Genomic DNA, 24179 nt, shown 5'->3' with positions numbered 1-24179 from the left:
CCTTGCACTCCTCCCGCAGTGCGCGGGACGGATGGGTGGTTGTCGTTACTGGGCTCCGGTTCCGGGGGCGTCCCCGGGCCGGACGGTCAGGTCGTTGGTCAGGCGCAGGTCGGCCACGGACCTGCCGGTGCGCAGCCGGTAGGTGCCCGGCGGCGTGGTCCAGCCCCGGGCCTGCGGGTCCCACACCTGCAGCGCGCGGGGCGAGACCGGGACGGGCACGGTGACGCTGCTCATGGCCGGGACGTCGGCGACCGCGAAGCCGCCGAGCCAGCGCACGGGGCGGCGGGGACCGCCGTCGGGCGCCTCGACGTACACCTGGACCACCTCGCGGCCCGCGCGCCGGCCCGTGTTCCGGACCGTCGCGTAGACGGTGAGGGTCGCGGGGGCGTCGTGGGCCTCGCCCCGGGCGAGCACGGCGTCCTCGTACTCCCAGGTGGTCCAGCCGAGGCCGTGCCCGAAGGGCGCGGCCGGGGCGGGGGCGTCCGGCCCGGCGTCCAGCCGGCGCTCCCAGGCCCGGTAGCCCACGTCGGTGCCCTCGGCGTACTCGACGACGCCGGCCACGGGCCGGGCGTGCGGCACGGGGACGTCCTCGTGGCGGGCGGGCAGCGTCCACGGCAGGCGGCCGGACGGCTCGGTGAGGCCGGTCAGGACGTCGGCGAGCGCGGTGCCGGCCTCCTGGCCCGGGAGCCAGCCCCACAGCACGGTGGGCACGTCGGCCAGCCACGGGAGCAGCACGGGCGCGCCCGCGTTGACCACCACGACGGTGCGCGGGTTGACGGCCGCCACGCGACGCACGAGCTCGTCCTGGTTCCCCGGCAGGTCCAGGTCGGGCCGGTCGTAGCCCTCGGACTCGACCTCGGCGGTGGTACCGACCAGCACGACGGCAACGTCGGCCGCCGCAGCGGCCTCGACGGCGGCGGCGAGGTCGTCCTCGGCCGAGGGGCCGGGCAGCCGGTGCACCAGCGCGGCGCGGACGAAGTGCCCGTAGCCCACGGCGTGCACCACCTGGAGGGTCGCGTCGAGGTCGGCGGCGCCGCTCACCGGCGCGAGCGCCGCGATCGGGTGGTTGTGCCCGGAGGAGAGCACGACGTCCTCGTCCACCCGGGTGGCGCCGGCCGCGACCTCGGCCCCGTCCACCAGCACCCGGTGGATGCCGACGGTGCCCACGCCGAGCTCGTGCCCGCCGGGCTCGTCGAGCCGCACGGTGGCGCGCAGGCGGACGGCGTCGGCGTCGGGCCGCACGTCCTGGAGCCAGCCGGTCCACGTCGTGGTGGTGTGCTCCGTCAGGACGCTGCCGTCGGCGGCCAGGAGCGTCACGCGCAGGCCGGGTTCGCCGGTGACCGGGTCCGTGCAGCGGTCGATGTCGAGCTCCGGCGGGTTGCGCAGGGCACGCGCGCCGGCCAGCAGCGTCACCTGCGAGCCGGGCGGCAGCGCGGCGCGCAGCTCGTCGGCGGGGTAGGTGAGCCGGTCGGGGCGCACGAACGAGGAGCCGCCGCCCTGGAAGAACGGCTCGACGGCCGCGGGGCCCAGCAGCGCGACGCGCAGCGGCCGGGCCGCGTCCTGCACCAGCGGCACCAGGCCGGCGTCGTCCTTGAGCATCACCACGGAGCGGGCCGCGAGCTCGCGCAGCAGCACCGCCGACGCCGCGGGCGCACCCTCCGGTGCACCGGGCCCCGGACCCTGCGCGGCGAGGCCCGCCCCCTGGGCGACGGCGGCCGCGATGGTCGCGTGCGGCGTGGCCCCCGGGTCGGGGAGCGTGAGCCGCCCCGTGCGCCGGGCCAGGCGCAGCAGGCGCAGCACCTTGTCGTCGAGCTCGGACTCGGCCACCTCGCCGGAGCGGACGGCGTCCAGCAGGCCGTCGCCCCAGGCGCCGTCGGGCCCGGGCATCTGCAGGTCCAGGCCGCCGCGCACCGCGGGCGCCACGGACTGCGTGGCCACCCAGTCGCTGACGAACAGGCCGTCGTAGCCCCACTCCTCCTTGAGGAGGTCGACCACGAGCGGGCGGTGCTCCAGGAGCGGCGCCGCGACGCCCTGCGTGTCGGCGCCGTTGTAGGCGCCCATCACCGACCACGGGTTGACGTCCCGCACGAGCCGCTCGAACGGTGCCAGGTAGACCTCGCGGAGGGTCCGCTCGTCGAGGCGCGCGAGGTAGCGGGTGCGCTCGGTCTCCGAGTCGTTGGCCACGTAGTGCTTGACGCACATGCCGACGCCGTGCGCCTGCGCGGCACCGACGAGGGCCACCGCGATCTCGGCCGTCAGGTGCGGGTCCTCGGAGTAGCACTCGAAGTGCCGGCCGCCCACGGGGGTGCGCTGCAGGTTGACCTGCGGGGCGAGCACGACGTCGACGCCGTGCCGGCGCGCCTCGGCGGCGAACAGCGCCCCCGCCCGCGCGGCCAGGCCGAGGTCCCACGTGGCCGCGAGCGCCGACGGCGCGGGAAACATCGCCGAGGTGCCGCCGTCCGGTCCGCGCACGCCCACGGGGCCGTCGGACATCACCACGGGCTCGAGCCCGAGGCGGGGCACCGCCGTCGTCGCCCACATGGACGCGCCCACGACGAGCGACACCTTCTCCTCGGCGGACAGCTCCTGGAGGAGGTCGAGCAGCTCGGGCTCGGGGGCGACGGCTTGCGCGGTTGCAGCCTGCGATGACACGTGCGACTCCGTTCGGCGGTGGACGGCTGCCCGCATTCAATCACACTTACTTACTGGTTAGTAAGCCCGTTCACCCCGTATCGTGAGGGCATGTCAGACGCGACGGAGCAGGCTGCCGGGCAGGCTGCGGCACAGGGCAAGCGACCGAACCGGGCCCACCGCCGCGAGGAGATCCTCGCCGCGGCCACGCGGGTGTTCGGCTCGAAGGGCTATCACCAGGGCTCCCTCGGCGACGTCGCCGCCCAGGTCGGGATCACCCACGCCGGCGTGCTGCACCACTTCGGCAGCAAGGACAAGCTGCTGTGGGCAGTGCTGGAGTACCGCGACCGCGTGGACGTGCAGCACCTGGAGGGCAAGCACATCCCCGGCGGCATGGACCTGTTCCGGCACCTGGTGACCACCGCGCGCCTGAACGCCGACCGGCGCGGCATCGTGCAGGCGTACGCGGTGCTCACCGGGGAGTCGGTGACCGACGGGCACCCCGCCTCCACCTGGGTCGCGGAGCGGTTCACGGTGCTGCGCGGCGAGATCGCGCAGGCCGTCCGCGCCGTGGCGGAGGAGCGCTCCGTGACCCTGCCCGAGGGCGAGCCCGAGCGCGCCGCCGCCGCGGTGATCGCCGTCATGGACGGCCTTCAGCTCCAGTGGCTGCTCGACCCGGAGGCCGTGGACCTCGCGTCCGCCACCGGCTTCGCCATCGAGTCGATCCTGACGGCCACGCTGGGCGGCCCCGTGCGGATCACGGGCGCCTGACCCGCGTCACCGCCCGGTCGTCACCACTCAGCCGTCACCGCCCGGTCGTCACCACTCGGTCTTGAGCCGCTTGCCCTGCGTGGTGCTCGGCGGCACGTCCATCTTCTGCAGCGTGAACCCCATGATGTCGCTGAACACCGGGGCCGCGACGTCACCGCCGAAGATCGAGCTGTGCGGGCTCTTGAGGAACACGGCGACCGTGTACCGCGGGTCGTCGGCCGGGGCCACGCCGATGAACGAGGCCATGTAGGTCCAGCCGTTCCCCGCGGGCATCTGGGCCGTACCCGTCTTGCCCGCGACGCGGTACCCCGGCACGGCCGCGTTCACGCCCGTACCGCCCTCCTCCGTGACGGTCTCCATCATCTGCAGGAGCGTGTCGGCGGTCTCCTCGGAGATCACCCGCTCCCCCGGCGCGCGCTCGGCCGGCGTCGTGGTGCCGTCGGGGCTGGTCGACCCCTCGAAGAGCGTCGGCGTCATCCGCACGCCGCCGTTGGCCACCGTCGAGAACACGCTGGTGGCCTGCATCGCGTTCACGGACAGGCCCTGGCCGAACAGCACGGTGTACTGGGTGCGGCCGTCCCAGTCCGCGACGTCGTCGGGCGGCATGAGGCCCACCGACTCGCCCGGCAGGCCCAGGCCGGTCGGCTGCCCGAAGCCGAACTTCTCCAGGTAGTCCTGCCGCTCCTGCAGCGGGATCTTCTCACCGACCTGCACGGTGCCGGTGTTCGACGACTGCGCCAGCACGCCCGTGAGCGTGAGCCGCTGCGTGGGGTGCTGGTGCGAGTCGTGGAAGGTCTGGCCGTTCGGCGTCGTGAAGCTGTACGGCACCACGAACTGGCTGTCGGGCGTCCAGTGGCCCGCCTCCAGCGCCGCCGCCATGGTGATCACCTTGCCGGTGGAGCCCGGGTCGAAGACGTCCTTCACGGCGCGCGAGCCCTGGGCGACCGCGGCCGTCGAGCGGTCGTTCGGGTTCACGGAGCCCGAGTCGGCGAGCGCGACGAGCTCGCCCGTGCGCACGTCCTGCACGATCGCGATGCCGTACTCCGCGCCCGTGGCGCGCTGCGCCTCGTCGACGGCGTCCTGCGCCTTCCACTGGATGTCGTGCACCAGGGAGAGCTGGACGTCGTCGCCCGGCACCGCCGGGACCGACTCCTGGCCCGCCGTCGGGATGCGCAGGCCGTCGAGGCTGCGCTCGTACGTGTCCGATCCGGCGGTGCCGGCCAGGAGGTCGTCGTACGCCGCCTCGATACCGCCCTGACCGACCTGCTCGTCGTTCACGAAACCCACGAGCGACCCCGCCACCGTGCCCGACGGGTAGGTGCGCCGGGAGGTCAGGTCGGTCCGCACGTAGGCCCGGATCCCCAGGTCGGCGATCGCGCGCTGCACCTCGGGCACCACGTTCTTGGCCAGCACCTCGTACCGGGACTCGCCCACCAGCCGGGCCGCGAGCTCGTTCTTGGGCACGTCGAGGATCGGCGCCAGGAGCTGGGCGATGCCCAGGGCGCCGTCCTCCACCTCCTTGCCGTCCACGGTCGGGCGGCCGGAACCGCGGAAGTCCTTGATCGCCTTGGGGTCGCCGATCACCGTGTACCGGTCCACCGACGTCGCGAGCACGACGCCGTTCGCGTCCGTGATGTCGCCACGGTGGGCAGGCGTGACGGCCGTCGCCGTCCGGCGCTGCTCGGCGTCCGCCGCGAGGCTCGGCCCCTCGATGATCTGCACGTGGACCAGCCGCACCAGGAACACGAGCACCACCACCGCGGCGATGCCCACCAGCCAGCGTTGCCGCAGCTCCGGTCGCCCCGGGCTCGGCGGCAGCGGGCGGGCCACCCGGGAGCGGGCGGGGCGGGTCTGGGTGGCGGGCGCCTTGGTGGTCGCCTTGGCGGTCGGCCTGGTGCCGCCGGGCGCCTGAAAGCCCAGCCGTGTGCTGGTCGCACGGGGCTGGGCCTTGCGGGGCTGGGCCTTGCGGGGCTCGGGCTTGCGGGGCTCGGGCTTGCGGGGCTCGGGCTTGCGTTGCTGAGTCGTGCGTGGCTGGTTCTTGGCCGGCTTGCGCGGCGACGCCGCGCCCTGGCGGGGCGCGCCCTGCCCGCGCGGCTGCGCGGTCCGCGGCTGACCCGCACGCTGCTGCCCGGCACGCGGCTGCGCGGAACGGGAGCCGGCAGCGCGCCCCGTCGGGGTGCGCTGCCGGCCCGGGTCCGACGTCGGCCGCGTCACTGGTTCGCGCCCTTCACCACCTTGCCGGTACGGATACTGACCATGGTGGGGTTCTCGGCCGGGACCATCCCCAGGCTGCGGGCCTTGTCCGGCAGGCCGGTCTCGGCGGCCCGCAGGTCCTCCTGGAGGCCCTGCACGTCCTGGGCGGTCTGCGCGACGTCGCTCTGGAGCTGCGCCATCTCGTACGAACCCCGCGCGAGAGTGGTGTTCAGCACGAGCACCGCCACCAGCGACACGATCATCAGGGTGGCGCACAGCACGAAGAACGGCACGCGGCTCTTGGCGTGCAACGGGGCCCGGACGATGTCCAGGCGGCGGCCGCGCTGTGCGGCACCCCCGGAGATCGCGGTCAACGGGGCCCGGCGGGTGCGGGGCTGCTCGACGGGACGGGCGGCGCGGGCCGTCGCAGCGTTCACGGCGCTCATCGGCGGTCCTCCTTCGCGGTGTGGTGCTGGGTGGTGCGGTCCATCAGGTGCTCGGGCGTGGGGCGCAGGCGCCGTGCGGCGCGCAGGCGCACGGACGCGGAGCGCGGGTTGCGCTCCAGCTCCTGCGCGTCGGCCTCCTCCGCGCCCCGGGTGAGCGCCTCGAGATAGGGCTTGTGCGTCTCGGGTTCGACGGGCAGCCCTGACGGTGCGGACGACGTGGTGCCCCGCGCGATGGCGCGCTTGACGATCCTGTCCTCCAGCGACTGGTACGACTCGACGACGATCCGGCCGTCCACGGCGAGCGCCTCGATCGCGGCGGGCACGGCGCGTTCCAGCACCTCGAGCTCGCCGTTCACCTCGATCCGCAGCGCCTGGAAGGTGCGCTTGGCCGGGTGACCGCCGGTCTTGCGGGTCGCAGCCGGGATCGTGGCCCGCAGCAGGTCCACGAGCTCGCCGCTGCGGTCCCACTCCCGCTCGGCCCGGCGTCGGACGACGGCCCGGGCGATCTTGCCCGCGAACCGCTCCTCGCCGTACTCGCGCAGGATCCGCGCCAGGTCGCGCTCGTCGTAGGTATTGAGCACGTCCGCCGCCGTCAGGCCCCGGGTGGGGTCCATGCGCATGTCGAGCGGGGCGTCCTGGGCGTAGGCGAAGCCGCGTTCGGTCTCGTCGAGCTGCAACGAGGACACCCCGAGGTCCATGAGCACGCCCTGGACGGCGCCGCCGGCGTGCTCGTCGACCACCTCGGTGATCTCGTCGTACACCGCGTGCACCGGCGTGAACCGGTCGCCGAACCGGGCCAGCCGGGCACCCGCGAGCGCGAGGGCCTGCGGGTCGCGGTCGATGCCGATGACGCGCGCGGTCGGCACCTGGTCGAGCACGGCCTCAGTGTGGCCGCCCATGCCGAGCGTGCAGTCCACGAGGACCGAGCCGGGCTCGGTGAGCGCGGGGGCGAGCAGGTCGACGCAGCGCTGGAGCAGCACCGGAAGGTGACGGTCGGCGGCATCGCCGCCGACGGGTCCGGGACGGTCGTCGGTCGCGTTCATCGGTGCCTCCTCTCCTGCTCTGCCCTGCTGCGTGGTGTCCTGCCGTACGTCCTGTCCTGCGGCCGCCGGGTCCGGCCGGGCCGTCCGGCCGGGTCTCCCTCCGCACGGTTCCGGCGGCGGGGAAGTGCGCCGGATCCTGCGGGAGGAGGCCTGGCCGTACGGCCGTCCGCCTCGCCCTGCACGCCTGTCTGGAAGCCTGTCTAGAAGCTCAGCCCGGGGAAGATCTCCTCGGCCTGGTCGATGTAGTCGGGTTCGGTCTGCTCCTGGTAGGTGGCCCAGGCCTGCGCGTCCCACACCTCCACGCGGGTGCCGACCCCGATCACGACCACCTCGCGGTCCAGGCCGGCGTACTCGCGCAGGTGTGTCGGGATGGAGACCCGGCCCTGCTTGTCCGGTACTTCGTCGCTCGCTCCCGCCAGGAAGTTTCGCGTGTAGTCCCGTGCAGCCTTGCTCGTCACCGGCGCCTGCCGGATCTGGGTGTAGATCTGCTGGAACTCGTCCATCGGGAGAAGAAAGAGGCACCGCTCCTGCCCTTTGGTCATGACCAGACCGCTGGACAGACGCCCCCGGAACTTGGCGGGAAGGATCAGTCGGCCCTTCTCGTCCAGCTTCGGGGTGTACGTCCCGAGGAGCAGACCCAGACCCGCGAAACCTTCGGCCATCGCAGTCATGGGCCAGCACCTCCTTTCGCTCCCGCATGCTCCACGCTACTCCACTTTCCACCACCACACTCGGAAAAACCGTGGGGAGAACTACCCACCAGCCCTCAATGCGCAGGTCAAAGAGGTAAAGAGCAAGTGGAGGGAATTCATGTCCGGCGTGGCGTGGAATGTCGGAGTCCCCCGGCCGGGAGCCGCACTCCCCCGGGCCTCCCCGGCCCTGGCAGCGGCGCTGCGGCACCGGGCCAAAAGCCGTTCCAGGAACTGTGAAGACCGCGTGACGCAGACAACAGAGTGCTTTACATCTCTACTACGCTGGACCAGCCGGGCGAACGTCAGCCGCCCGCGTCCCCAGACAGCGCGCTCGCGCGCCAGACACGGCCTGACTACCCGGCCCGATGGAGGTCTCTCCCTGTGCACACGGAACCCGCCACGCCCGGCCTCGCGGAACCACAGTTCGGCGGCGGGCCAGGCACCCAGGCAGCGCCCGGACCGGGCGCGCTGGACGAGCTGGTCGAAACCATGGCCCGCGTCCGCGGAGCCGTCGAGTCGGTCGTGACGGGCCGGCCCGGGCTGGCCGACATCACGCTCGCCGTCCTCCTGGCCGAGGGCCACCTCCTCGTCGAGGACGTCCCCGGCGTCGGCAAGACCACGCTCGCCAAGGCGATCGCCCGCAGCATCGACTGCCACGTGGGCCGCATCCAGTTCACGCCCGACCTGCTCCCCAGCGACCTCACGGGCGTCAACATCTTCCGCACCGGCAGCCACGAGTTCGAGTTCCGGCCCGGCCCGGTGTTCAGCAACATCGTCATCGGCGACGAGATCAACCGCGCCTCGCCCAAGACCCAGTCGGCCCTGCTGGAGTGCATGGAGGAGGGCCAGACCACCGTCGACGGCACCACCCACCAGCTCCCCCGGCCGTTCCTCGTGGTCGCCACGCAGAACCCGGTCGAGATGGAGGGCACCTACCCCCTGCCCGAGGCGCAGCGCGACCGCTTCATGGCCCGCATCACCGTCGGCTACCCCGACCCCGCTGCCGAGATCCTGATGCTCGACCGCCAGGAGGCCACCACGCCGCTGGCGCACCTCCAGGCCGTCACCGACGGCCAGTCGATGGTGCGCTTCGCGCAGCTCGTGCGGTCCCTGTACGCGTCGCCGTCGGTCAAGCGCTACGTGGTGGGCCTGGTCGGCGCGACACGTGAGCACCCGGGCCTGCGCCTGGGCGCCTCGCCGCGCGCCTCGCTCCAGCTCCTGCGGGCGGCGAAGGCGATCGCCGCGATGGCCGGCCGCGACCACGTGCTGCCCGACGACGTCCAGCGCCTCGCCCGCCCCGTGCTGGCCCACCGCCTCATCCTCACCACCGAGGCCCGGCTCGGCGGGGTGACGCCGGAGTCCGTCGTGGACGAGATCGTGCAGCGCACCCCGGTCCCGGCCCTCGAGCCTGCCGACCGGCGTCAGTTCTGAGCGGCCGGGCGGCGATCGCATGACCTCTCGCACGGCGTGGCGCGACACGCTCGTCCGGATCAGCCGGGTCCGGCTGACTCCCCGCGGCATCGGGGCCACCGCCCTGGGCGCCGGCCTGGTCCCCCTCGGGCTGGTGCTCGCCCTGCCCGACCTCGTCGGGCTGGGGGCGGCGGCGCTGCTCGCCGTCGGGGTGGCCGGGGTGGCCATCGGTACCCAGCGGCTGGAGTCCGGGCGCGGCGCGCTGCGCGTGACCCGGGTCGTGACCCCCAACCCCGTGGTCCGGGACCGGACGGCGGACGTCAGCCTGCTGGTCGCCGCCCACCAGGCCAGCGGCGCCGCGTACGAGCGCCTGTCCCGGCTGCGGCTCTCCGAGCAGGCGGCGCACGAGCTCGCCGGGCACCAGGGCATCCGTGCCCGGGTCTCGGCGCGGGCCGACCGCATCTCGGTGCACTACTCGCTCACCCCGACGCGGCGCGGACGCTGGTCGCTCGGCCCGCTCCTGACCACCCGCACGGACGTCTTCGGACTGGTCCGCGCCACCCAGCCCCTGGGCAGCGCCACCCACGTCCCGGTGTGGCCGCGCACCGTCGAGCTGGCCGTGCGCACCCGCTCGGTGGGCGACGTCGACCACTCGGCCACGGGCGCGCGCCTGCAGTCGACGGACGACTCCGTGCTGCGCGAGTACGTCGCCGGCGACGACCCGCGCCGCGTGCACTGGGCGAGCGCCGCCCGGCGGGGTCAGCTCATGGTCCGGGCCGACGAGAGCGCCGGCGTGCGGCCGGTCACCGTCCTGCTCGACCGTTCGCTGCTGCCCCACTGGCAGGAGGCCGGCGGGTCGCGCCGCGCCGTCGCCACCGACGACGGCGAGTGGGCCGTGGAGCTCGCGGCCTCGATCGCCACGTCCTTCCTCGACGCCGGGCACCCGACCCGCCTGGTCACGACGTCCGTGGCCCCGACGCTGGAGAGCGCGCGGTTCGCGAGCACCCGGGCGAGCCGGGCGGCCCTGCTGGACACCTGCGTCGACATCCGCGGGCACCGCGGCAGTGCCGAGGGCCACCACGCGACCGGCACCACCGCCCGGGCACTCCGGCTGGCTCGTACCGCCGGGGAGATCGTCATCGCGGTGCTCGGCCCGCACGACCCCGAGGCCCGGCACAGCCTCGCCGCCCTCGGCGCCGAGGGCACCTGCTGGGCGCTCCTGGTGGAGCCCCGGGGAGCGGGGTTCCAGCACGAGCTGGACGAGACCTCCGCCGAGCTGCGCACCTCGGGCTGGCACGTCAGCACCACCCGGTCCCGCACCGACCCGGAGCGTGCCTGGGCCCTGCTCGCGGAGCGTGCCCTGTGATCCCGGCCCACCGCGGACCCCTGGTCCGTACCGTCGCCTCCACGGTGCTCGTCGCGATCGCCGTCATCGCGTCCATGCACGCGCTGACCCTCGTCATCGACCCCGGGCCGTGGCTCACCGTCGGCACGACCGGCGTCGTCCTCGTGTCGGCGACCAGCGCCCTCGTGCGGTACTTCCTGATCCGCAACGCCGTGGACCGCGCGGCCGTCCGCCGCGCCGCCGGCCAGGGGCCGAGCGCCGACCGGGCCGCCGACCGCGCGTCGGGCAGCGCCTCGTTCGTCGCGACGGCGGCGGGCGCCGTCGTCGCCTTCTGGTTCCTCCTGGCCCGCTACGGCGGGCCGGGCCAGCGGTTCGAGCCGTTCGTGGGCCCGGACGCCCTGGACCGGGTCCTCGAACGGTTCCGTCAGGCCACCGAGACGATGAGCACGCAGGTCGCACCGGTCGGCCCGGACGAGGCCATCAGCATGGTCGCCGTGGGCGGCACGCTCCTGGTGCTGCTCGTGGTCGACTCGCTCGCCGGTGCCCGGATGCCGGGCTTCGCCGGCATCCCGCTGCTGCTCCTGTGGACGCCGCCCCTCACGCTCATCGGCGAGGTGCCGTGGGGCGTCTTCGCGGTCAGCGTCACCGCGATGCTCCTGCTCCTGACGGTCGACCCGACGGGCGTCACGCCGGGCCGGCACGCCGGCTCCGACTCGGCAGCCGTGCGGCGCGCGCAGCGGTTCCGGTCGTGGATCACGGCGGCGACCGCCGCGGCGGTCGCCGCCGCGTCGCTCGGCGTCGCGACGGGCACGGCCTCCCTGCCCGCCCTGGCGGGCTCCTGGAGCCAGCTCATCTCCACGCCGTCCGACACGGTCGAGCTGTCCTCCGAGCTCGACATGCGCCAGCCCCTGAGCGCACGCTCCGACAGCACCGTCCTGCGGTACACGGTGCCCGAGGACACCTCGGTCGGCCCCCTGCGGGTCATGACGCTCACGGCGTTCGACGGCGTGCAGACCCACCGGAACGCGCCGACGGGCGGCCTGGCGGAGTTCGACCGGTCGACCCTGCTCGCCCCGCCCGGCGAGGGTGCGAGCGGTGAGAGCCGTCGGATCGCCATCGAGATCGGGCAGCTCACCGGCGTCGAGCTGCCGCTGCCGCTCGAACCCCGGTCGGTCGACGCCGACGGCGACTGGGCCTACGACGCGATCCGCGACGAGGTGCGGGGTTCCGAGGGCACCCAGCCCGGCTCCGCCTACCGCGTCGACATCGTCGACCGGCAGCTCACCCCGGACCTGCTGCGGTCCGTCCCGACGTCCGGGGACCCGCGCTCCGCGGGCTACACGGAGGTGCCGGACACCGAGCACCGCGCGGACATCGCCCGGTACGCGGAGCAGATCGTCGGCGACGCGCCCACCCGCTTCGACGCCGTGGTCGCACTGCAGAACCACCTGCGCTCGGGGGCGGGCTTCGTCTACGACCCGGACGCCGACTACCGGGGATCGTCCGACACCGTTTGGGACTTCCTGCAGGACAAGGAGGGCTACTGCACGCAGTACGCCCTGTCGATGATGATCATGGCGCGCACGCTCGACATCCCGGCGCGGATCGGTGTCGGCTGGCTGCCCGGGCGGCCCGACGGCCAGGGCGGGTACCGGGTGACCGGCCAGGACTCGCACGCCTGGCCGGAGATCTACTTCCCGTCCGTGGGCTGGGTGCGCTTCGAGCCGACGCCGCAGGTGCAGACCGGCCCGCTGCCCGCGTACGCGAACCCGGACGCCGGCAGCCTGCCCAGCACCGCGCCGTCGGCCAGCCGGGCCCCCGAGGTGCCGTCGCAGCAGCCGACTCAGGCTCCCGAGGAGTCGGACCCCGCCGCCACGGCCGGCACCTCGACGGGCGACGCCGTGTCCGACCGGACGCTGCCCGGCTGGACCTGGGTGGTGGCCGGTGTGCTCGCCCTCGGCGTGCTCGGCGGCGCCGCGTGGCTGCTGCTGCGCCGGCGCACCGAGCCGGAGGTGCTCGACCCGGAGCTCGCCTGGTCCCGCGTCCTGGCCCTGCTCGCCGAGCAGGACGTACGGCTCGGCCCGTCCGTCACCCTGCGCCAGGCACCGGCGTCCATCGCGGACGAGGTGCGCGCGCGCACGGGCACCCCTCTGCCCGACGACGTCACCGAGCGGCTCACCGCCCTGGCCGACGCCGCCGAGCAGGAGCGCTACGCCCGCCACTCCACCCCGCCGACCGCGGCGGAGCTGGAGGAGCTGACCACGGCCCTCACGGCGGCCCTGGCGGCCGTGCTCACGCCGGCCCGCTGACGGTCCTCGGGGGCGTCTCCGGGCCGGGGGGCGCCCATGGCCCCGGGGCTCCCCTGGACCGGGGCGCCCTGGAGGCGCACCGCCAGGACGGGAGCACGGGCACAAGACAGGAGCCGGGCCCCTCGGGGCCCGGCTCCTGTGGTGTCTCCACGACGCCGGTCGTACCGTCGCGGATCGTGTACCGCCAGTCCCACGGGACCGCCGGCGACGGCCGCCTAGCGGCCGCCCTCGTTGCGCCGGTTCTCCCAGCGCTCCTCCAGACGGGCGAGGAAGCCGCCGGAACGCCCGCCCCCGCCCTGCCGCTTACGGGGCCGACCGGCCCTCCCCGGTGGCGGCTGGACCGTGCCGTCTTCGCCGACGACACCGACCGGGCCCTCCTGCGGCTTCTTGCGCGGTCCGAGGAACGCGAAGACCACACCCGCGAACATCAGCACGAAGCCGATGGCCCCGAGCCAGGTCCGCGACGTCGCCGCACCGACGACCAGAAGGAGCAGGCCGACGACGACGCCGGCCCCGGACAGCACATAACGCAGCGCGTTACCGCGGCCCGTGGACTGGAGCGTGTTCGCCAGCCGCGGGTCGTCTGACGTCAGAGCACGCTCCATCTGCTCCAGCACCCGCTGCTCGTACTCGGACAGAGGCATCGAGACCCCCGGATCTCGCAAAGGAACAGTGTCCCTTCCAGGATAGGACGACCCGGCCGTCGTTGGTAGTCGACATCCCGGGCATACCAGCGACTATAGGGGCAGATCAGTATCGATGCGTGCTGTTCTTGTGATGTACACCCAGGTCAATCGCCGTTCGCCCGAACTTCTCCCGCACCGCGTCGAGCGCGACCTCCGCGTCACGCTGTGCTCCGGAGCGCGGATCGACCGCTTCCTCCAGCGTCGGCTGGCGCGCGGAACCGTCACGCCGCAACAAGTTCTCGCCCCGGACGCCCACGAGCCGGACCGGAAGCCCACCCAGGTCCACCCCGGCGACGAGCTCGCGCGCGACGAGGTAGATCTCCCGGGCGACGTCCGTGGGACCGTCCAGCGTTCGCGATCGGCTGAACGTCGCGAAGTCGCTGGACCGGACCTTCACCGACACCGTGCGCGCCAGCACGCCCTGGTGGCGCAGCCGGGCCGCGACCCTGTCGGACAGCTCCAGCACGCGCCGGCTGACCGCCGCGGCGTCGTCCTGGTCCGTGCCGAACGTCGTCTCGGCGCCGATGCTGTGCTCGCGCTGCTCGGGCACCACGGGACGCGGGTCCCGGCCCCACGCGAGGTCGTACAGGTGCGCCCCGCTGACCCGCCCCACGGCGGCCTGCAGGCTCGGCAGGTCGGTGTGCGCGAGCTCCCGCACCGTGGTGACGCCCCAGGCCGCCAGGGCCTTCTCCGTCTTCTCCCCCACGCCCCACAGGGCACCGACCGGCAGCGTGTGCAGGAAGTCGACGGTGGCCTCCGCGGGCACGAGCATCAGACCGTCGGGCTTGGCGTGCGTCGAGGCCAGCTTCGCCACGAACTTGTTCCGCGCGATGCCGACCGAGGCCGTGACGCCGTGCTCGGCCTGGATCCGGCGGCGCAGCTCGGCCCCGATCACCGTGGGCGCACCCAGCCGCCGCCGGGCGCCGCTGACATCCAGGAAGGCCTCGTCCACGCTGATCTGCTCGACCAGGGGCGTGACCTCCTGGAGCATCCCCATGACCGACCTCGACACGTCGCGGTACAGGGCGTGGTCGGGCTGCACGATCGTGGCCTGCGGGCACAGCAGGCGCGCCCTGGTCATCGGCATCGCGGAGCGCACGCCGAACGCCCGCGCCTCGTACGTCGCGGCCAGGACCACGCCCCGCTCCTGCCCGCCGACGATGACCGGCAGGCCCCGCAGCTCGGGCCGCCGCGCCAGCTCGCAGGACGCGAAGAACGCATCCATGTCCAGGTGCAGCACCGAACAGCCGGACTCGTCCGACCCCCAGTCGCGTCTCGCCGCCGCCGACCGCGGCCCCTTGCTCACCGACGTGCTCCGTCCTTGCCGTCATCCGGCGCTCGATTCCTGGTACCCCTTGCCGAGCACCCACTGCTGAACGTACTCACTGCCGCACGTCCCGGCACGGGACAGCCCCGGCGCCGGAACGCGGCGCGCGTCACGACGCCTCGGGCACCAGGGTCAGGCGCTGCGTCGAGAACCCCGCGTCCGGGTCCACGAGCATCGCCACCTCGTCGCGGAAGTCCTCTGCGCACGCGAGCAGCTCGTCGGCGCGCGCAGGCGCCACCCGTTCGGGCCGGCCGGCGTCGACCGCAGCGCGCAGGGGCGCCCCGGACGCGAAGTACCCGGACCACGCCGCGAGCTCCGGCTCGGCGTGCGCGAGCATGTCCCAGACCGTGCGGGCGCCGGAACGCGCCGACGGGCGGCCACGCAGCGCGACCACCGCGGCGGCCGAGCGGATCGCCGAGAGGTGCGCGTGCACGAACCGGTCCCCCGGGTCGGTCGAGCGCGCGGCCTCGGCCAGCTCCGCGTCCGCCTTGCGCAGCAGCGCGCTGACCCCCGGCGGAACCGCACGCGGCTCGAGCATCCGCGCGGAGACCACGTTGCGCGCGCCCTGAGAGTGCATGGTGCCCATCTCGAACCTCCGATCGAACCCCTTGAACGACACTATCGAACATACGTTCTATCCTGTCAAGCGACCCGCCGACCCGGGAGACACTGTCCTCATGGCCCGCCGCTCCACCCGACGCCGCCCATCCTCCTCCGCACCACTGACACTCCCCGGCGAGCTGCCCGACGGGGAGGTGCCGATCAGCACCGGCACGGCCGAGGTGGTGCGCGACCCGGACTTCCCTCAGCGCGTGACGCTGCACGTCAACGGCGTGCCGAGCTCCAGCCTCGACCTCGCCGACCCCGGTTTTCTCGACTTCGAGTACATGCAGCAGATGGCCGCCTTCGTGGCGCTCCTGCCGCCCGGACCGCTCCGCGTGCTGCACCTCGGGGCGGCCGGGAGCGCCTTCGCCCGGCACGTGGAGCACGAGCGACCTGGTTCCCGCCAGCTCGGCGTCGACCTCGACGCCCGCCTCCTGGAGCTCGTCCGCGAGTGGTTCGCGCTGCCCCGCTCGCCCCTGCTGCGGCTGCGCGCCGAGGACGCCGGGGTCGCCCTCGCCTCGGCGCACGACGCGTCCTACGACGTGGTGGTCCGGGACGTCTTCGCGGGCGACCGCACACCCGCGCACCTCGTGGGCACGGGCTTCGCCGCGCAGGCGCACCGCGTGCTCCGGCCGGGCGGGATGCTGCTCCTCAACTGCGCGGACCGGCCGCCGCTGACCACCGCCCGGCGCGAGGTGGCGAGCCTCGCCGCGGCCTTCGGCCCCGGTGCCGCGGCGCAGGGCCGGCTCGCCGCCGTCGCCGAGCCCGCGATCCTCAAGGGCCGCCGGTACGGCAACCTGGTCCTCGCGGCCGTCCGCGCGATACCCGAGGACACCGCCCGCGACGACTCGCAGGACGGCCCGGCCACCCCGGACCTGCACGACCCCCGGCTGGCGCGCGCGCTGCGCTCCCTGGCCGTCCCGGCGACCCTCCTGGCGGGCGAGGACGCCGCCGCCTTCGCGGGCACCGCGGCTCCCCTGGACACGCCTGCCACCGGCTGAGCGGCCGGTACGCACACGGACGGCCCGCACGGGCGCGCCAGCCGAACAGCCGCCATCGGGCGGTCGGCCGGACGTGCAGCCCGGACGTGAAGAAGGGCCGTGCCCCACGCGGAGCACGGCCCTTCTCGTCAGCTACCTCAGAGCGGAACGACAGCTTCCGCCTGCGGACCCTTGGGGCCCTGCGTGATCTCGAACTCGACCCGCTGGGCCTCCTCGAGCGACCGGTAACCGTTGGACTGGATCGCGGAGTAGTGCACGAAGACGTCGGCGCCGCCGCCGTCCTGGGCGATGAACCCGTACCCCTTCTCCGCGTTGAACCACTTCACAGAACCCTGCGCCATGCTGTCCTTCGACCTTCCGTCCGGGATCCGACGGCGGGCCCGTTGCCCGCCCCCGCGCCGCAATGCTTTCCCGACTTGCTCACGACACGGCGGACGTGGCCTTGGTACGTCACTGCAACGTGCGCCAGTGTGGCACGGACCACTCAAATGTGCCACGGAACACGCACATTTCTGCCGCAGCTATGACACACCGGTCCGCCCCACGCGCCCGGTCCCGCGGGCTCAGCTCCCGCTTCCGGCGGCTCGGCCTGCGGTTGCGCTGCGGCTCAGTCCCTACTCTCTGGCGCCTGAGCCTGCGGTTCCGCTCCGGGCGCGTGCCTCGTCCCTCGGCCCGCACCCTGCGCTGCGCCTCCGGCTCAGTCGCCGTTCTGCTGAGCGAGGAATCGCTCGAACTCCGCCCCCAGCTCGTCCGCGCTGGGGATGGGCGTCGTCTCGGCGAGCAGGCTCGGACGGCCCACCGACCGGGCGAACGCGTCGTACTGCTCCTCCAGCGCCTTGACCACGGCCGCGACCTCGGCCGACTCGGCGACCTGCTTCTCGACCTCGATCTTCGCGTCGGTCGCGGCTTCCTCCAGCGCCGGGATCGCCAGGTCCAGGCCTGTGGCCCGCTCCGTGTGCTGGAGCGCGACCACAGTCGCCGGCGGGTACTGCGACTGCGCGAGGTAGTGCGGCACGTGGACCGTGAAGCCCAGCGCGTCGCGGCCGGCCTCGCCCAGCCGGTACTCCAGCAGCGCGGCCAGCGAGCCCGGCACCTTCACGCTGCCGAACCACGACGTGTAGTCGGCCACCAGCGCGGGGCGCGTGGCGTGCGCGGTCAGCGACAGCGGGCGGGTGTGCGGCAGCCCCATGGGGATGCCCTGGATGCCCACCACGAGGCTCACGCCGAACCGCTCGACGAGCTGGATCACCGCCGCGACGACGCGCTCCCACTGCAGGTCGGGCTCCGCGCCGTGCAGCAGCAGGAAGCCCGTGCCCTCCGCGTCGGTCAGGTGGTCGATCGCCAGGTAGGGCGCCTGGTAGTCCGCCCAGCGGTCGGAGTCGAAGATCATGGTCGCTCGCTTGGAGCGGTAGTCGAGCAGCTGGTCGACGTCGAACGTCACCAGGCGCTCGACACGGAACTCGTCGATGAGGTGCTCGACGGCGATGTCGCCCGCGCTGCCCGCGTCCACGAACCCGCGGACGGCGTGCAGGAGGACTGGCCCGTCGGTGCTGCCGGGCACGCTGCGACCCAGCGTGCGCCCGACCGCTGCCTCGTCGACGTCGTAGATGCCCTGGGGGTCAAGCACGTGCGCTCCCTCGCTCGTCGGAGTGTTCGGCGGGCACCAGGTACGGCCGGTTCAGGTACGACCAGGTGCCCGTCTACGTCCAACGCCGGGAGCGTCCGCTCTCTTCCCGTTACGCCCTCGGCGTCGCGGGGAACCTTATCGGCCGGGCAGCCGCACGACGGAGACGAAGAAGTCGTCGATCTGCCGGACCGCGGCGATGAACTGCTCGAAGTCGACGGGCTTGGTCACGTACGCGTTGGCGTGCAGCGAGTACGAGCCCACCACGTCCTCCTGCGCGTCCGACGTGGTCAGCACCACCACGGGGATGTGCCGCAGCATCGGGTCGCCCTTCGCGACCGCGAGCACCTCCATGCCGTCCATCTTCGGCAGGTTGAGGTCGAGCAGCACCAGGTCCGGCGTCGGGGCCTGGGCGTACGGTCCCTGCTTGCGGAGGAACTCGAGCGCGCTCACGCCGTCGCCGACCACCGAGACGTTGTTCGGGACGCGGTGGTCCTCGAACGCTTCCCGGGTCATGAGGACGTCGCCCGGATCATCCTCCACGAGGAGGATCTCCATCACCTTGTTGCCGCTCACGCACGTACCTGTCTTCTTCTGTCTCGGCAGCGCCGGGCACCGTCGTCGCGGCCCGCCGTCGGCCCTGATCAGGCCGTCTCAGCCGAGCGTAGTCGACTGCGCGCGTTCGGTCGAAAGGCGCCCTGGGCCGGGCTGGCCCTGCCGGCGGGCCAGCGTGAACCGCACGATGGTGCCGCCGCCGGCCGCCGGCTCGATCCAGATGCGGCCCTTGTGGTACTCCACGATCCGCTTCACGAGCGACAGGCCGATGCCGCTGCCCGCGTACTGCTCGCGCGAGTGCAGCCGCTGGAAGATCACGAACACCTTCTCCGCGTGCTGCGCGTCGATGCCGATGCCGTTGTCCACCACCGAGATCTCCCAGTGCGCGCGCATGCTGCGCACCTCGATCCGCACGACGGGCGGGCGCTGCGGGTCGCGGAACTTCAGCGAGTTGCCGACCAGGTTCACGAAGAGCTGCTGGAGCAGGGCCCGCTCGCCGTGCACCTCCGGCATCGGGTCGTGGTCGATCTCGGCACCCGTCTCCGCGATCCGGTCGGAGAGCTCGGCCAGCGCGGCCACCAGCACGCCCTCCAGGTCCACGTCCTCGCGCGGCACGCCGGTGCGGCCCACCCGGGAGAAGCTCAGCAGGTCCTTGATGAGCCCCTGCATGCGCTTGGCGCCGTCGACGGCGAACTCGATGTACTGGTCGGCGCGCTCGTCGAGCGCGCCGCCGTACCGCTTCTGCAGGAGCTGCGTGAAGCTCGCCACCTTGCGCAGCGGCTCCTGCAGGTCGTGCGAGGCCACGTACGCGAACTGCTCCAGGTCGCGGTTGGACCGCTCCAGCTCGCGCGTCTTCTCGCTGAGCAGGGTGTGCGCGTTCTCGACCTCCTGGTGCGAGAGCCGGATCTCCTCCACCTGGTGCACCAGGTCGCGGCGCATGGTCTCCACGTGCATGGCGAGCAGGGCCACCTCGCCCGTGCCGGCGGGCCGGATCTCCCGCCGGATCCCGCCGCTGCTCACCACGCGCACGGCCGCGGTCAGCTCCGTCAGGGGCCGGATCACCCAGCCCTCCAGGGCGAGCCACATCATCGTGCCCATGAGCACCACGACGAGCACGAGGGTCGCCACCGCGCCCAGCAGCAGGTGCTCCCAGACCGCCCGGGTGGCCACGATCTCGTCGCGCTGCGCGCCCAGCTCGGCCAGGTAGTGGACGAGGGCGGTCCGGGCGCTCTCGTAGAGCGCCTCACCCTCGGCCGACGGCGGCGCCGTGCCGATCAGCTCCATCCGGCAGTCCACCTGCCCGGCCGGCGCCGCGGCGACGGCCGCGACCACCGGCTCGGCGTACTGCGTGAACCACTGGTCCGTACGGCGCGCGGCCTCCTCGTAGGCGCGGATCACCTCGGCGTCGCCCGCCAGCTCGCGCCGCTCGACGTCGGCCAGGAGCATGATGCGGCCGCTCGCGCCGACCGCCCGGGTCCACGGTTCGAGCGCGGCGTCGTCGCAGGTGGCCCGGTAGGCGCGCAGCGACGCATCGGCGTCCGCCAGCGCGAGCGACGCGCGCTCGCCGTCGACCAGGGCCCGGTAGTAGGGGCCGTCCGCGCGGGCGTCCAGGCCGCGGGACTGGACCAGGGCGAGCACGGCCACCGCGAGCGCGATCATGAGCATGGCCGCCACCGCCCCCAGGAGCCGGGCGAGCCGGCGGCGCATGGACACACCGGTGAACCGGTGTTCGTCGGGCACCAGGGTCATGCGCGCGACCACTCCACCGAGTCGGCGAGCGTCGAGGTGCGCTCGCCGGGCTCCGTGGCGCCCGCGCCGGCCCAGCCGACGAAGAGCAGCGCCGCGTCGTCGACGAGCGGGCCGCCGTGCAGCTCGCGCACCCGGCGCAGCACGCGGGTCACGACCTCGTCCGTGCCCTTGTCCATCTCCCGCTCCACGACGGAGCGCAGCCCGTGCGCCCCCAGGCGCGGCATCCGCCCCTGCGCGCTGGGCGGCAGCACCGGGGTGCCCTTCGGGTCGGCACCGACCGCCGCCTCGACGAGGCCGTCCGTGTACAGCACCGCCGTCCACACCTCGGGCAGCTCGACGGTGTGCGGCACCCAGCCGCCGTCCACGGGGATGCCCAGGGCGCGGCCGCGCTGGGCCGCCGGCAGCTCCTCGCACCGGTGGGAGACGAGCACGGCCGCGCCGTCGGCCACCCGGGGCACCACGAGCAGGGGCGGCGGGTGCCCGGCGAGGTAGACGTCCATGCGCCGGCGGTCCGGCGAGATCACCATCTGGCAGATGGTCACGAACACCTCGGGCCGGCCGCGCTCCGCCAGCAGCACCCGCTCCAGCAGCGGCAGCACGTCGGGGGGCGCGGTGTCCGCGAGCACGAGGGTGCGCCACGCGGTCCGCATCGCGGCGCCGAGCGCCGCCTCGTCCGGGCCGTGGCCGGCGACGTCGCCGATCACCGTCACGAGCGTGCCGTCCGGGCGCTCGACGGTGTCGAAGAAGTCGCCCCCGAGCAGGCCGTTGCCGCCGGGCAGGTAGCCCACCATGACGGAGACCCGCTCGTCGGTGACCAGCTCCTTGGGCAGCAGCGCGCGCTCCAGCCGCGTGGTCTCCGCCGCGCGCACCTCGCTGCGGAACAGTGCGATCTGCTGCGCGGCCGACCGGCGCCGCAGCGTCGCGTACCGCAGGCAGCGGGCCAGCGCGTCGCCGTCGACGTCGGCCTTGACCAGGTAGTCGTCGGCGCCGTTGGCGACCGCCGCCGCGCCCAGGTCGTGCGCGGTGTTGCCCGTCAGCACCACGACGGCCGGCTGCTCCGGCAGCACCTCGATGCCCTCGATGACGCGGCGGAGGGCATCCAGCCCGTCGCCGTCGGGCAGGCCCAGGTCGAGCAGCAGGCAGTCCACCGCGACCATGGACAGGATGTTCAGGGCCTCGTCGATCGAGCGGGCGCGGTGCAGGTCCGCGCGCAGGTCGGCCTCGACGTCGGCGTCGGCCAGCAGCTCGGCCACGAGGAACGCGTCCGCGTCGTCGTCCTCCACCAGGAGGACGGAGATGGGGCCGTCGATCCGGGACAGGCGCGCCGGGGAGGCGGAGCCCCTCGTGGGCCCCGCAGATCCCACCCCGCCCAGTGCCATGGCGGCGATCCTATCCAGCGAGATGACGCCGTGTCAGCGCGGGCCGCCGAGCGGTGCGCGATAATGGTTGGCCGGTTGATCGCGACCGACGCATTTTCGCTGGTGAGGCACGGAGGTAGGGCGTGACGGGAATCGCGGGCGAGCTCGCCCACGAGCAAGAGGTCGTCGACACGATGTACGCCCGGCTGGACACCCTGCGCGGCACCACCGCCGACCGTCTGCGGGACGTCCGGCTGGCCGGTGCGGTCGGCACGCACCAGAACCGCAGCGAGCGCGACGCCTTCGCCACGCTCTACGAGGACCGCGCGGCCCAGCTCGACGCCGTCGAGGACCGCCTGGTGTTCGGGCGCCTCGACCTCGTGGAGGGGTCCGAGGACGGCACGGTGACCCGGTACGTGGGGCGCATCGGCCTGACCGACGCCGAGCACCGCTCGATGCTGACCGACTGGCGCGCGCCGGCCGCGGAGGCGTTCTACCGGGCCACCGCGCTGCACCCGGGCGACGTGCGCCGGCGACGGCACCTGGTGACCAAGGGCCGGTCGGTGACGGGCCTGGAGGACGAGGTGCTGGACCTCGACGCCGAGATCGACGCCGACGCGCTGTCCGGCGAGGGCGCCCTGCTGGCGGCCATGGCCCAGGGCCGCACGGGCCGCATGACGGACATCGTCGCGACCATCCAGGCGGAGCAGGACCGCATCATCCGGTCCGACCTGACCGGCGCCCTGGTGGTGCAGGGCGGGCCGGGCACCGGCAAGACGGCGGTGGCGCTGCACCGCGCCGCCTACCTCCTGTACGCCCACCGGCGCCTGCTGGAGCGGTCGGGCGTGCTGGTGGTGGGCCCGTCCAGCGCGTTCCTGCGCTACATCGACCAGGTGCTGCCGTCGCTGGGCGAGACCGGCGTGGTGTCCACGACGATCGGCGACCTGATCCCCGGCATCCGGGCGACCGCCGTCGACGAGGGGCAGGTGGCCCGGCTCAAGGGCCTGCTCCTGTGGCGCAAGGTGATCCGGCGGGCGGTGCGCGCCCGCGAGCGCGTGCCGCAGCAGGAGGTCGCCGTCCGGGTCGAGGGGCACGACTTCGTGATCCGGCCCCGCGACGTCAGCGACGCCATCGCCAAGGCGCGCCGCACGCACAAGCCGCACAACCTGGCGCGCGCCACGTTCGTGCGCGACATGCTGGAGCGCCTGGCCGACCAGTACCGCGACTTCTCGGGCGACCCGATCGCCGGCGAGGACCGGGCGGCCGTGCTGGAGGACCTGCGCTCGGACCGCGCCGTCCGCGTGGCGCTGAACATCGCCTGGCTGCCGATCTCGCCGGAGAAGCTCGTCACCGACCTGTACGCCAAGCCGCACCGGCTGGCCGAGGCCGCGCCCGAGCTGACCGCCCGCGAGCGGCGCCTGCTGCTGCGCGAGCCGGGCGCTCCGTGGACCGAGTCCGACGTGCCGATCCTCGACGAGGCGTACGAGCTGCTGGGCGAGGACGACTCCGTGGCGCGGGCGGAGGCCCGCGCGCGGGACGCCGCCGACGAGCAGGCCCGCCGGTACGCGCAGCAGTCCCTGGACGCCACCCGGTCCATGCTCGGGGACTACGCGGGCCTGGTGGACGCCGAGACGCTCGCGGCCCGGTTCGCGGCGGGCGGGCCGTCGCTCACGACGGCCGAGCGCGCCGCCGCCGACCGCAGCTGGACGTACGGGCACGTGGTGGTCGACGAGGCCCAGGAGCTCTCCCCCATGGCCTGGCGCGCGCTGGTGCGCCGGGTGCCGACCCGGTCGATGACCGTCGTGGGCGACGTGGCGCAGACCTCGTCCGCCGCGGGCGCGCGGAGCTGGGACCGCATGCTCACGCCGCTGCTGCGCGACGGGTGGCGGCTGGCCGAGCTCACCGTGTCCTACCGCACGCCGGCGACCGTCGCCGACACCGCACAGCGGGTGGCGCGCGCCGCGAGCCTGCCCGTCTCCGACCTGCGCGCGGCGCGCGACGTGGAGGGTTCGCTCACGACCGTGCGCACGCCCGCGGGCCCCGGCGCGCTGCCGGACGACGACGCGGTGGTCGCCGAGGCCGTCCGCCTCGCCAAGGAGTTCGTGGGGCCCGACGCCGGCCGCGTCGCCGTCGTCGTGCCGTCGGACGGCGTGGCACGGCTGGCGGGGGCGCTGGCCGAGGCGCTGCCCGCCGTCGTCGGCGCGCAGGAGGCGGCTCGGCTGGCCGCGCAGCGGCCGGAGGACGCCCAGGTCACGGTGCTGACGCCGCGCGAGACGAAGGGCCTGGAGTTCGACGCCGTGGTGCTGGTGGAGCCCGCGGCGATCGCGGAGGGCCCGGGCGGGACGAGCGACCTCTACGTGGCGATGACGCGGCCCACCCAGCGCCTGGTCGTGGTGCACGCCCGGGCGCTGCCCGAGGGGTTCTGACGGCGGCGGG

At 74.2% G+C, this 24179-nt stretch carries 19 protein-coding genes; 6 read left to right on the top strand and 13 right to left on the bottom strand.

Translation table 11 applies throughout. From position 1 onward, the window contains the following. Positions 1 to 45 precede the first annotated feature (45 nt). Positions 46 to 2652 carry a beta-glucosidase gene (locus ACIG47_RS18170; RefSeq protein ID WP_397432420.1) on the bottom strand — a complete coding sequence of 869 codons (2607 nt, stop codon included), beginning with the start codon at positions 2650 to 2652 and terminating at the stop codon, positions 46 to 48. Between the two features lie 90 nt (positions 2653 to 2742). Here ACIG47_RS18170 and ACIG47_RS18165 point away from each other — a divergent pair, with 90 nt between their 5' ends. Then, the gene (locus ACIG47_RS18165) at positions 2743 to 3402 is read left to right on the top strand and encodes a TetR/AcrR family transcriptional regulator (protein WP_397432419.1); all 660 of its coding nucleotides are present in this window, start codon (positions 2743 to 2745) and stop codon (positions 3400 to 3402) included. Between the two features lie 48 nt (positions 3403 to 3450). Here the strand turns inward: ACIG47_RS18165 and ACIG47_RS18160 are convergent, their stop codons facing one another. From ACIG47_RS18160 to mraZ, 4 genes are all read right to left on the bottom strand, one after another. Then, a complete protein-coding gene (locus ACIG47_RS18160) occupies positions 3451 to 5616 on the bottom strand; it encodes a penicillin-binding transpeptidase domain-containing protein (protein ID WP_397432418.1) in 2166 nt (721 codons plus the stop codon). Further along, positions 5613 to 6041 carry a hypothetical protein gene (locus ACIG47_RS18155; RefSeq protein ID WP_397432417.1) on the bottom strand — a complete coding sequence of 143 codons (429 nt, stop codon included), beginning with the start codon at positions 6039 to 6041 and terminating at the stop codon, positions 5613 to 5615. The genes ACIG47_RS18160 and ACIG47_RS18155 overlap by 4 nt, the downstream gene beginning before the upstream one ends. Continuing rightward, positions 6038 to 7084 (bottom strand): 16S rRNA (cytosine(1402)-N(4))-methyltransferase RsmH, encoded by a 1047-nt coding sequence (rsmH, locus tag ACIG47_RS18150; RefSeq protein WP_397432416.1) that lies wholly within the window; start codon positions 7082 to 7084, stop codon positions 6038 to 6040. Before rsmH ends, ACIG47_RS18155 begins: the two co-directional genes overlap by 4 nt. A 200-nt stretch (positions 7085 to 7284) precedes the next feature. Then, entirely contained in the window at positions 7285 to 7755 is a 471-nt protein-coding gene (gene mraZ / locus ACIG47_RS18145) for a division/cell wall cluster transcriptional repressor MraZ (protein WP_142033846.1), read from the bottom strand. Between the two features lie 402 nt (positions 7756 to 8157). Between mraZ and ACIG47_RS18140 the strand changes: the two genes are divergently transcribed. From ACIG47_RS18140 to ACIG47_RS18130, 3 genes are read left to right on the top strand one after another with little or no spacing between them, the layout of a single operon-like run. Next, on the top strand, positions 8158 to 9207 hold the full coding sequence (locus tag ACIG47_RS18140) for an AAA family ATPase (protein WP_397412820.1): 1050 nt from the start codon (positions 8158 to 8160) through the stop codon (positions 9205 to 9207). Between the two features lie 19 nt (positions 9208 to 9226). After that, positions 9227 to 10552, top strand: coding sequence for a DUF58 domain-containing protein (locus ACIG47_RS18135; protein ID WP_397432415.1), 1326 nt, complete (start codon positions 9227 to 9229; stop codon positions 10550 to 10552). Then, positions 10549 to 12840: a transglutaminaseTgpA domain-containing protein gene (locus tag ACIG47_RS18130; RefSeq protein ID WP_397432414.1), complete on the top strand. Its 2292-nt coding sequence runs from the start codon at positions 10549 to 10551 to the stop codon at positions 12838 to 12840. Before ACIG47_RS18135 ends, ACIG47_RS18130 begins: the two co-directional genes overlap by 4 nt. 215 nt (positions 12841 to 13055) lie before the next feature. On the opposite strand, the gene ACIG47_RS18125 is transcribed toward ACIG47_RS18130, so the two are convergent. From ACIG47_RS18125 to ACIG47_RS18115, 3 genes are all read right to left on the bottom strand, one after another. Further along, a complete protein-coding gene (locus tag ACIG47_RS18125; protein ID WP_397412826.1) occupies positions 13056 to 13484 on the bottom strand; it encodes a DUF3040 domain-containing protein in 429 nt (142 codons plus the stop codon). Positions 13485 to 13590: 106 nt separating this feature from the next. Next, positions 13591 to 14832 (bottom strand): DNA polymerase IV, encoded by a 1242-nt coding sequence (dinB, locus tag ACIG47_RS18120; protein WP_397412827.1) that lies wholly within the window; start codon positions 14830 to 14832, stop codon positions 13591 to 13593. Between the two features lie 130 nt (positions 14833 to 14962). Beyond that, the gene (locus tag ACIG47_RS18115; protein WP_397432412.1) at positions 14963 to 15430 is read right to left on the bottom strand and encodes an SAV_6107 family HEPN domain-containing protein; all 468 of its coding nucleotides are present in this window, start codon (positions 15428 to 15430) and stop codon (positions 14963 to 14965) included. A 100-nt stretch (positions 15431 to 15530) separates the two neighbouring features. Between ACIG47_RS18115 and ACIG47_RS18110 the strand changes: the two genes are divergently transcribed. Continuing rightward, positions 15531 to 16457, top strand: coding sequence for a spermidine synthase (locus tag ACIG47_RS18110; RefSeq protein ID WP_397432411.1), 927 nt, complete (start codon positions 15531 to 15533; stop codon positions 16455 to 16457). A gap of 137 nt (positions 16458 to 16594) precedes the next feature. Here the strand turns inward: ACIG47_RS18110 and ACIG47_RS18105 are convergent, their stop codons facing one another. The 5 genes from ACIG47_RS18105 to ACIG47_RS18085 all read right to left on the bottom strand — a co-directional run bounded on the left by ACIG47_RS18105 (position 16595) and on the right by ACIG47_RS18085 (position 21764). Further along, positions 16595 to 16798: a cold-shock protein gene (locus ACIG47_RS18105; RefSeq protein WP_020016705.1), complete on the bottom strand. Its 204-nt coding sequence runs from the start codon at positions 16796 to 16798 to the stop codon at positions 16595 to 16597. Positions 16799 to 17154: 356 nt separating this feature from the next. Continuing rightward, positions 17155 to 18084 (bottom strand): proteasome assembly chaperone family protein, encoded by a 930-nt coding sequence (locus tag ACIG47_RS18100; protein WP_397412830.1) that lies wholly within the window; start codon positions 18082 to 18084, stop codon positions 17155 to 17157. A 135-nt stretch (positions 18085 to 18219) separates the two neighbouring features. Continuing rightward, positions 18220 to 18639: a response regulator gene (locus ACIG47_RS18095; RefSeq protein WP_397413054.1), complete on the bottom strand. Its 420-nt coding sequence runs from the start codon at positions 18637 to 18639 to the stop codon at positions 18220 to 18222. Positions 18640 to 18735: 96 nt separating this feature from the next. After that, on the bottom strand, positions 18736 to 20385 hold the full coding sequence (locus ACIG47_RS18090) for an ATP-binding protein (RefSeq protein ID WP_397432410.1): 1650 nt from the start codon (positions 20383 to 20385) through the stop codon (positions 18736 to 18738). Beyond that, a complete protein-coding gene (locus tag ACIG47_RS18085; protein ID WP_397412832.1) occupies positions 20382 to 21764 on the bottom strand; it encodes a PP2C family protein-serine/threonine phosphatase in 1383 nt (460 codons plus the stop codon). The genes ACIG47_RS18090 and ACIG47_RS18085 overlap by 4 nt, the downstream gene beginning before the upstream one ends. Before the next feature lie 122 nt (positions 21765 to 21886). Here ACIG47_RS18085 and ACIG47_RS18080 point away from each other — a divergent pair, with 122 nt between their 5' ends. Further along, positions 21887 to 24169, top strand: a complete 2283-nt coding sequence (locus ACIG47_RS18080; protein WP_397432408.1) for a HelD family protein — start codon at positions 21887 to 21889, stop codon at positions 24167 to 24169. Positions 24170 to 24179: the final 10 nt, after the last annotated feature.

The sequence above is a fragment of the Promicromonospora sp. NPDC052451 genome, from assembly GCF_044547525.1.
Taxonomy (GTDB): Bacteria; Actinomycetota; Actinomycetes; order Actinomycetales; family Cellulomonadaceae; genus Promicromonospora.
The sequence above is the reverse complement of the archived record's forward strand: the minus strand, read 5'-3'. Positions and strand labels throughout refer to the sequence as shown.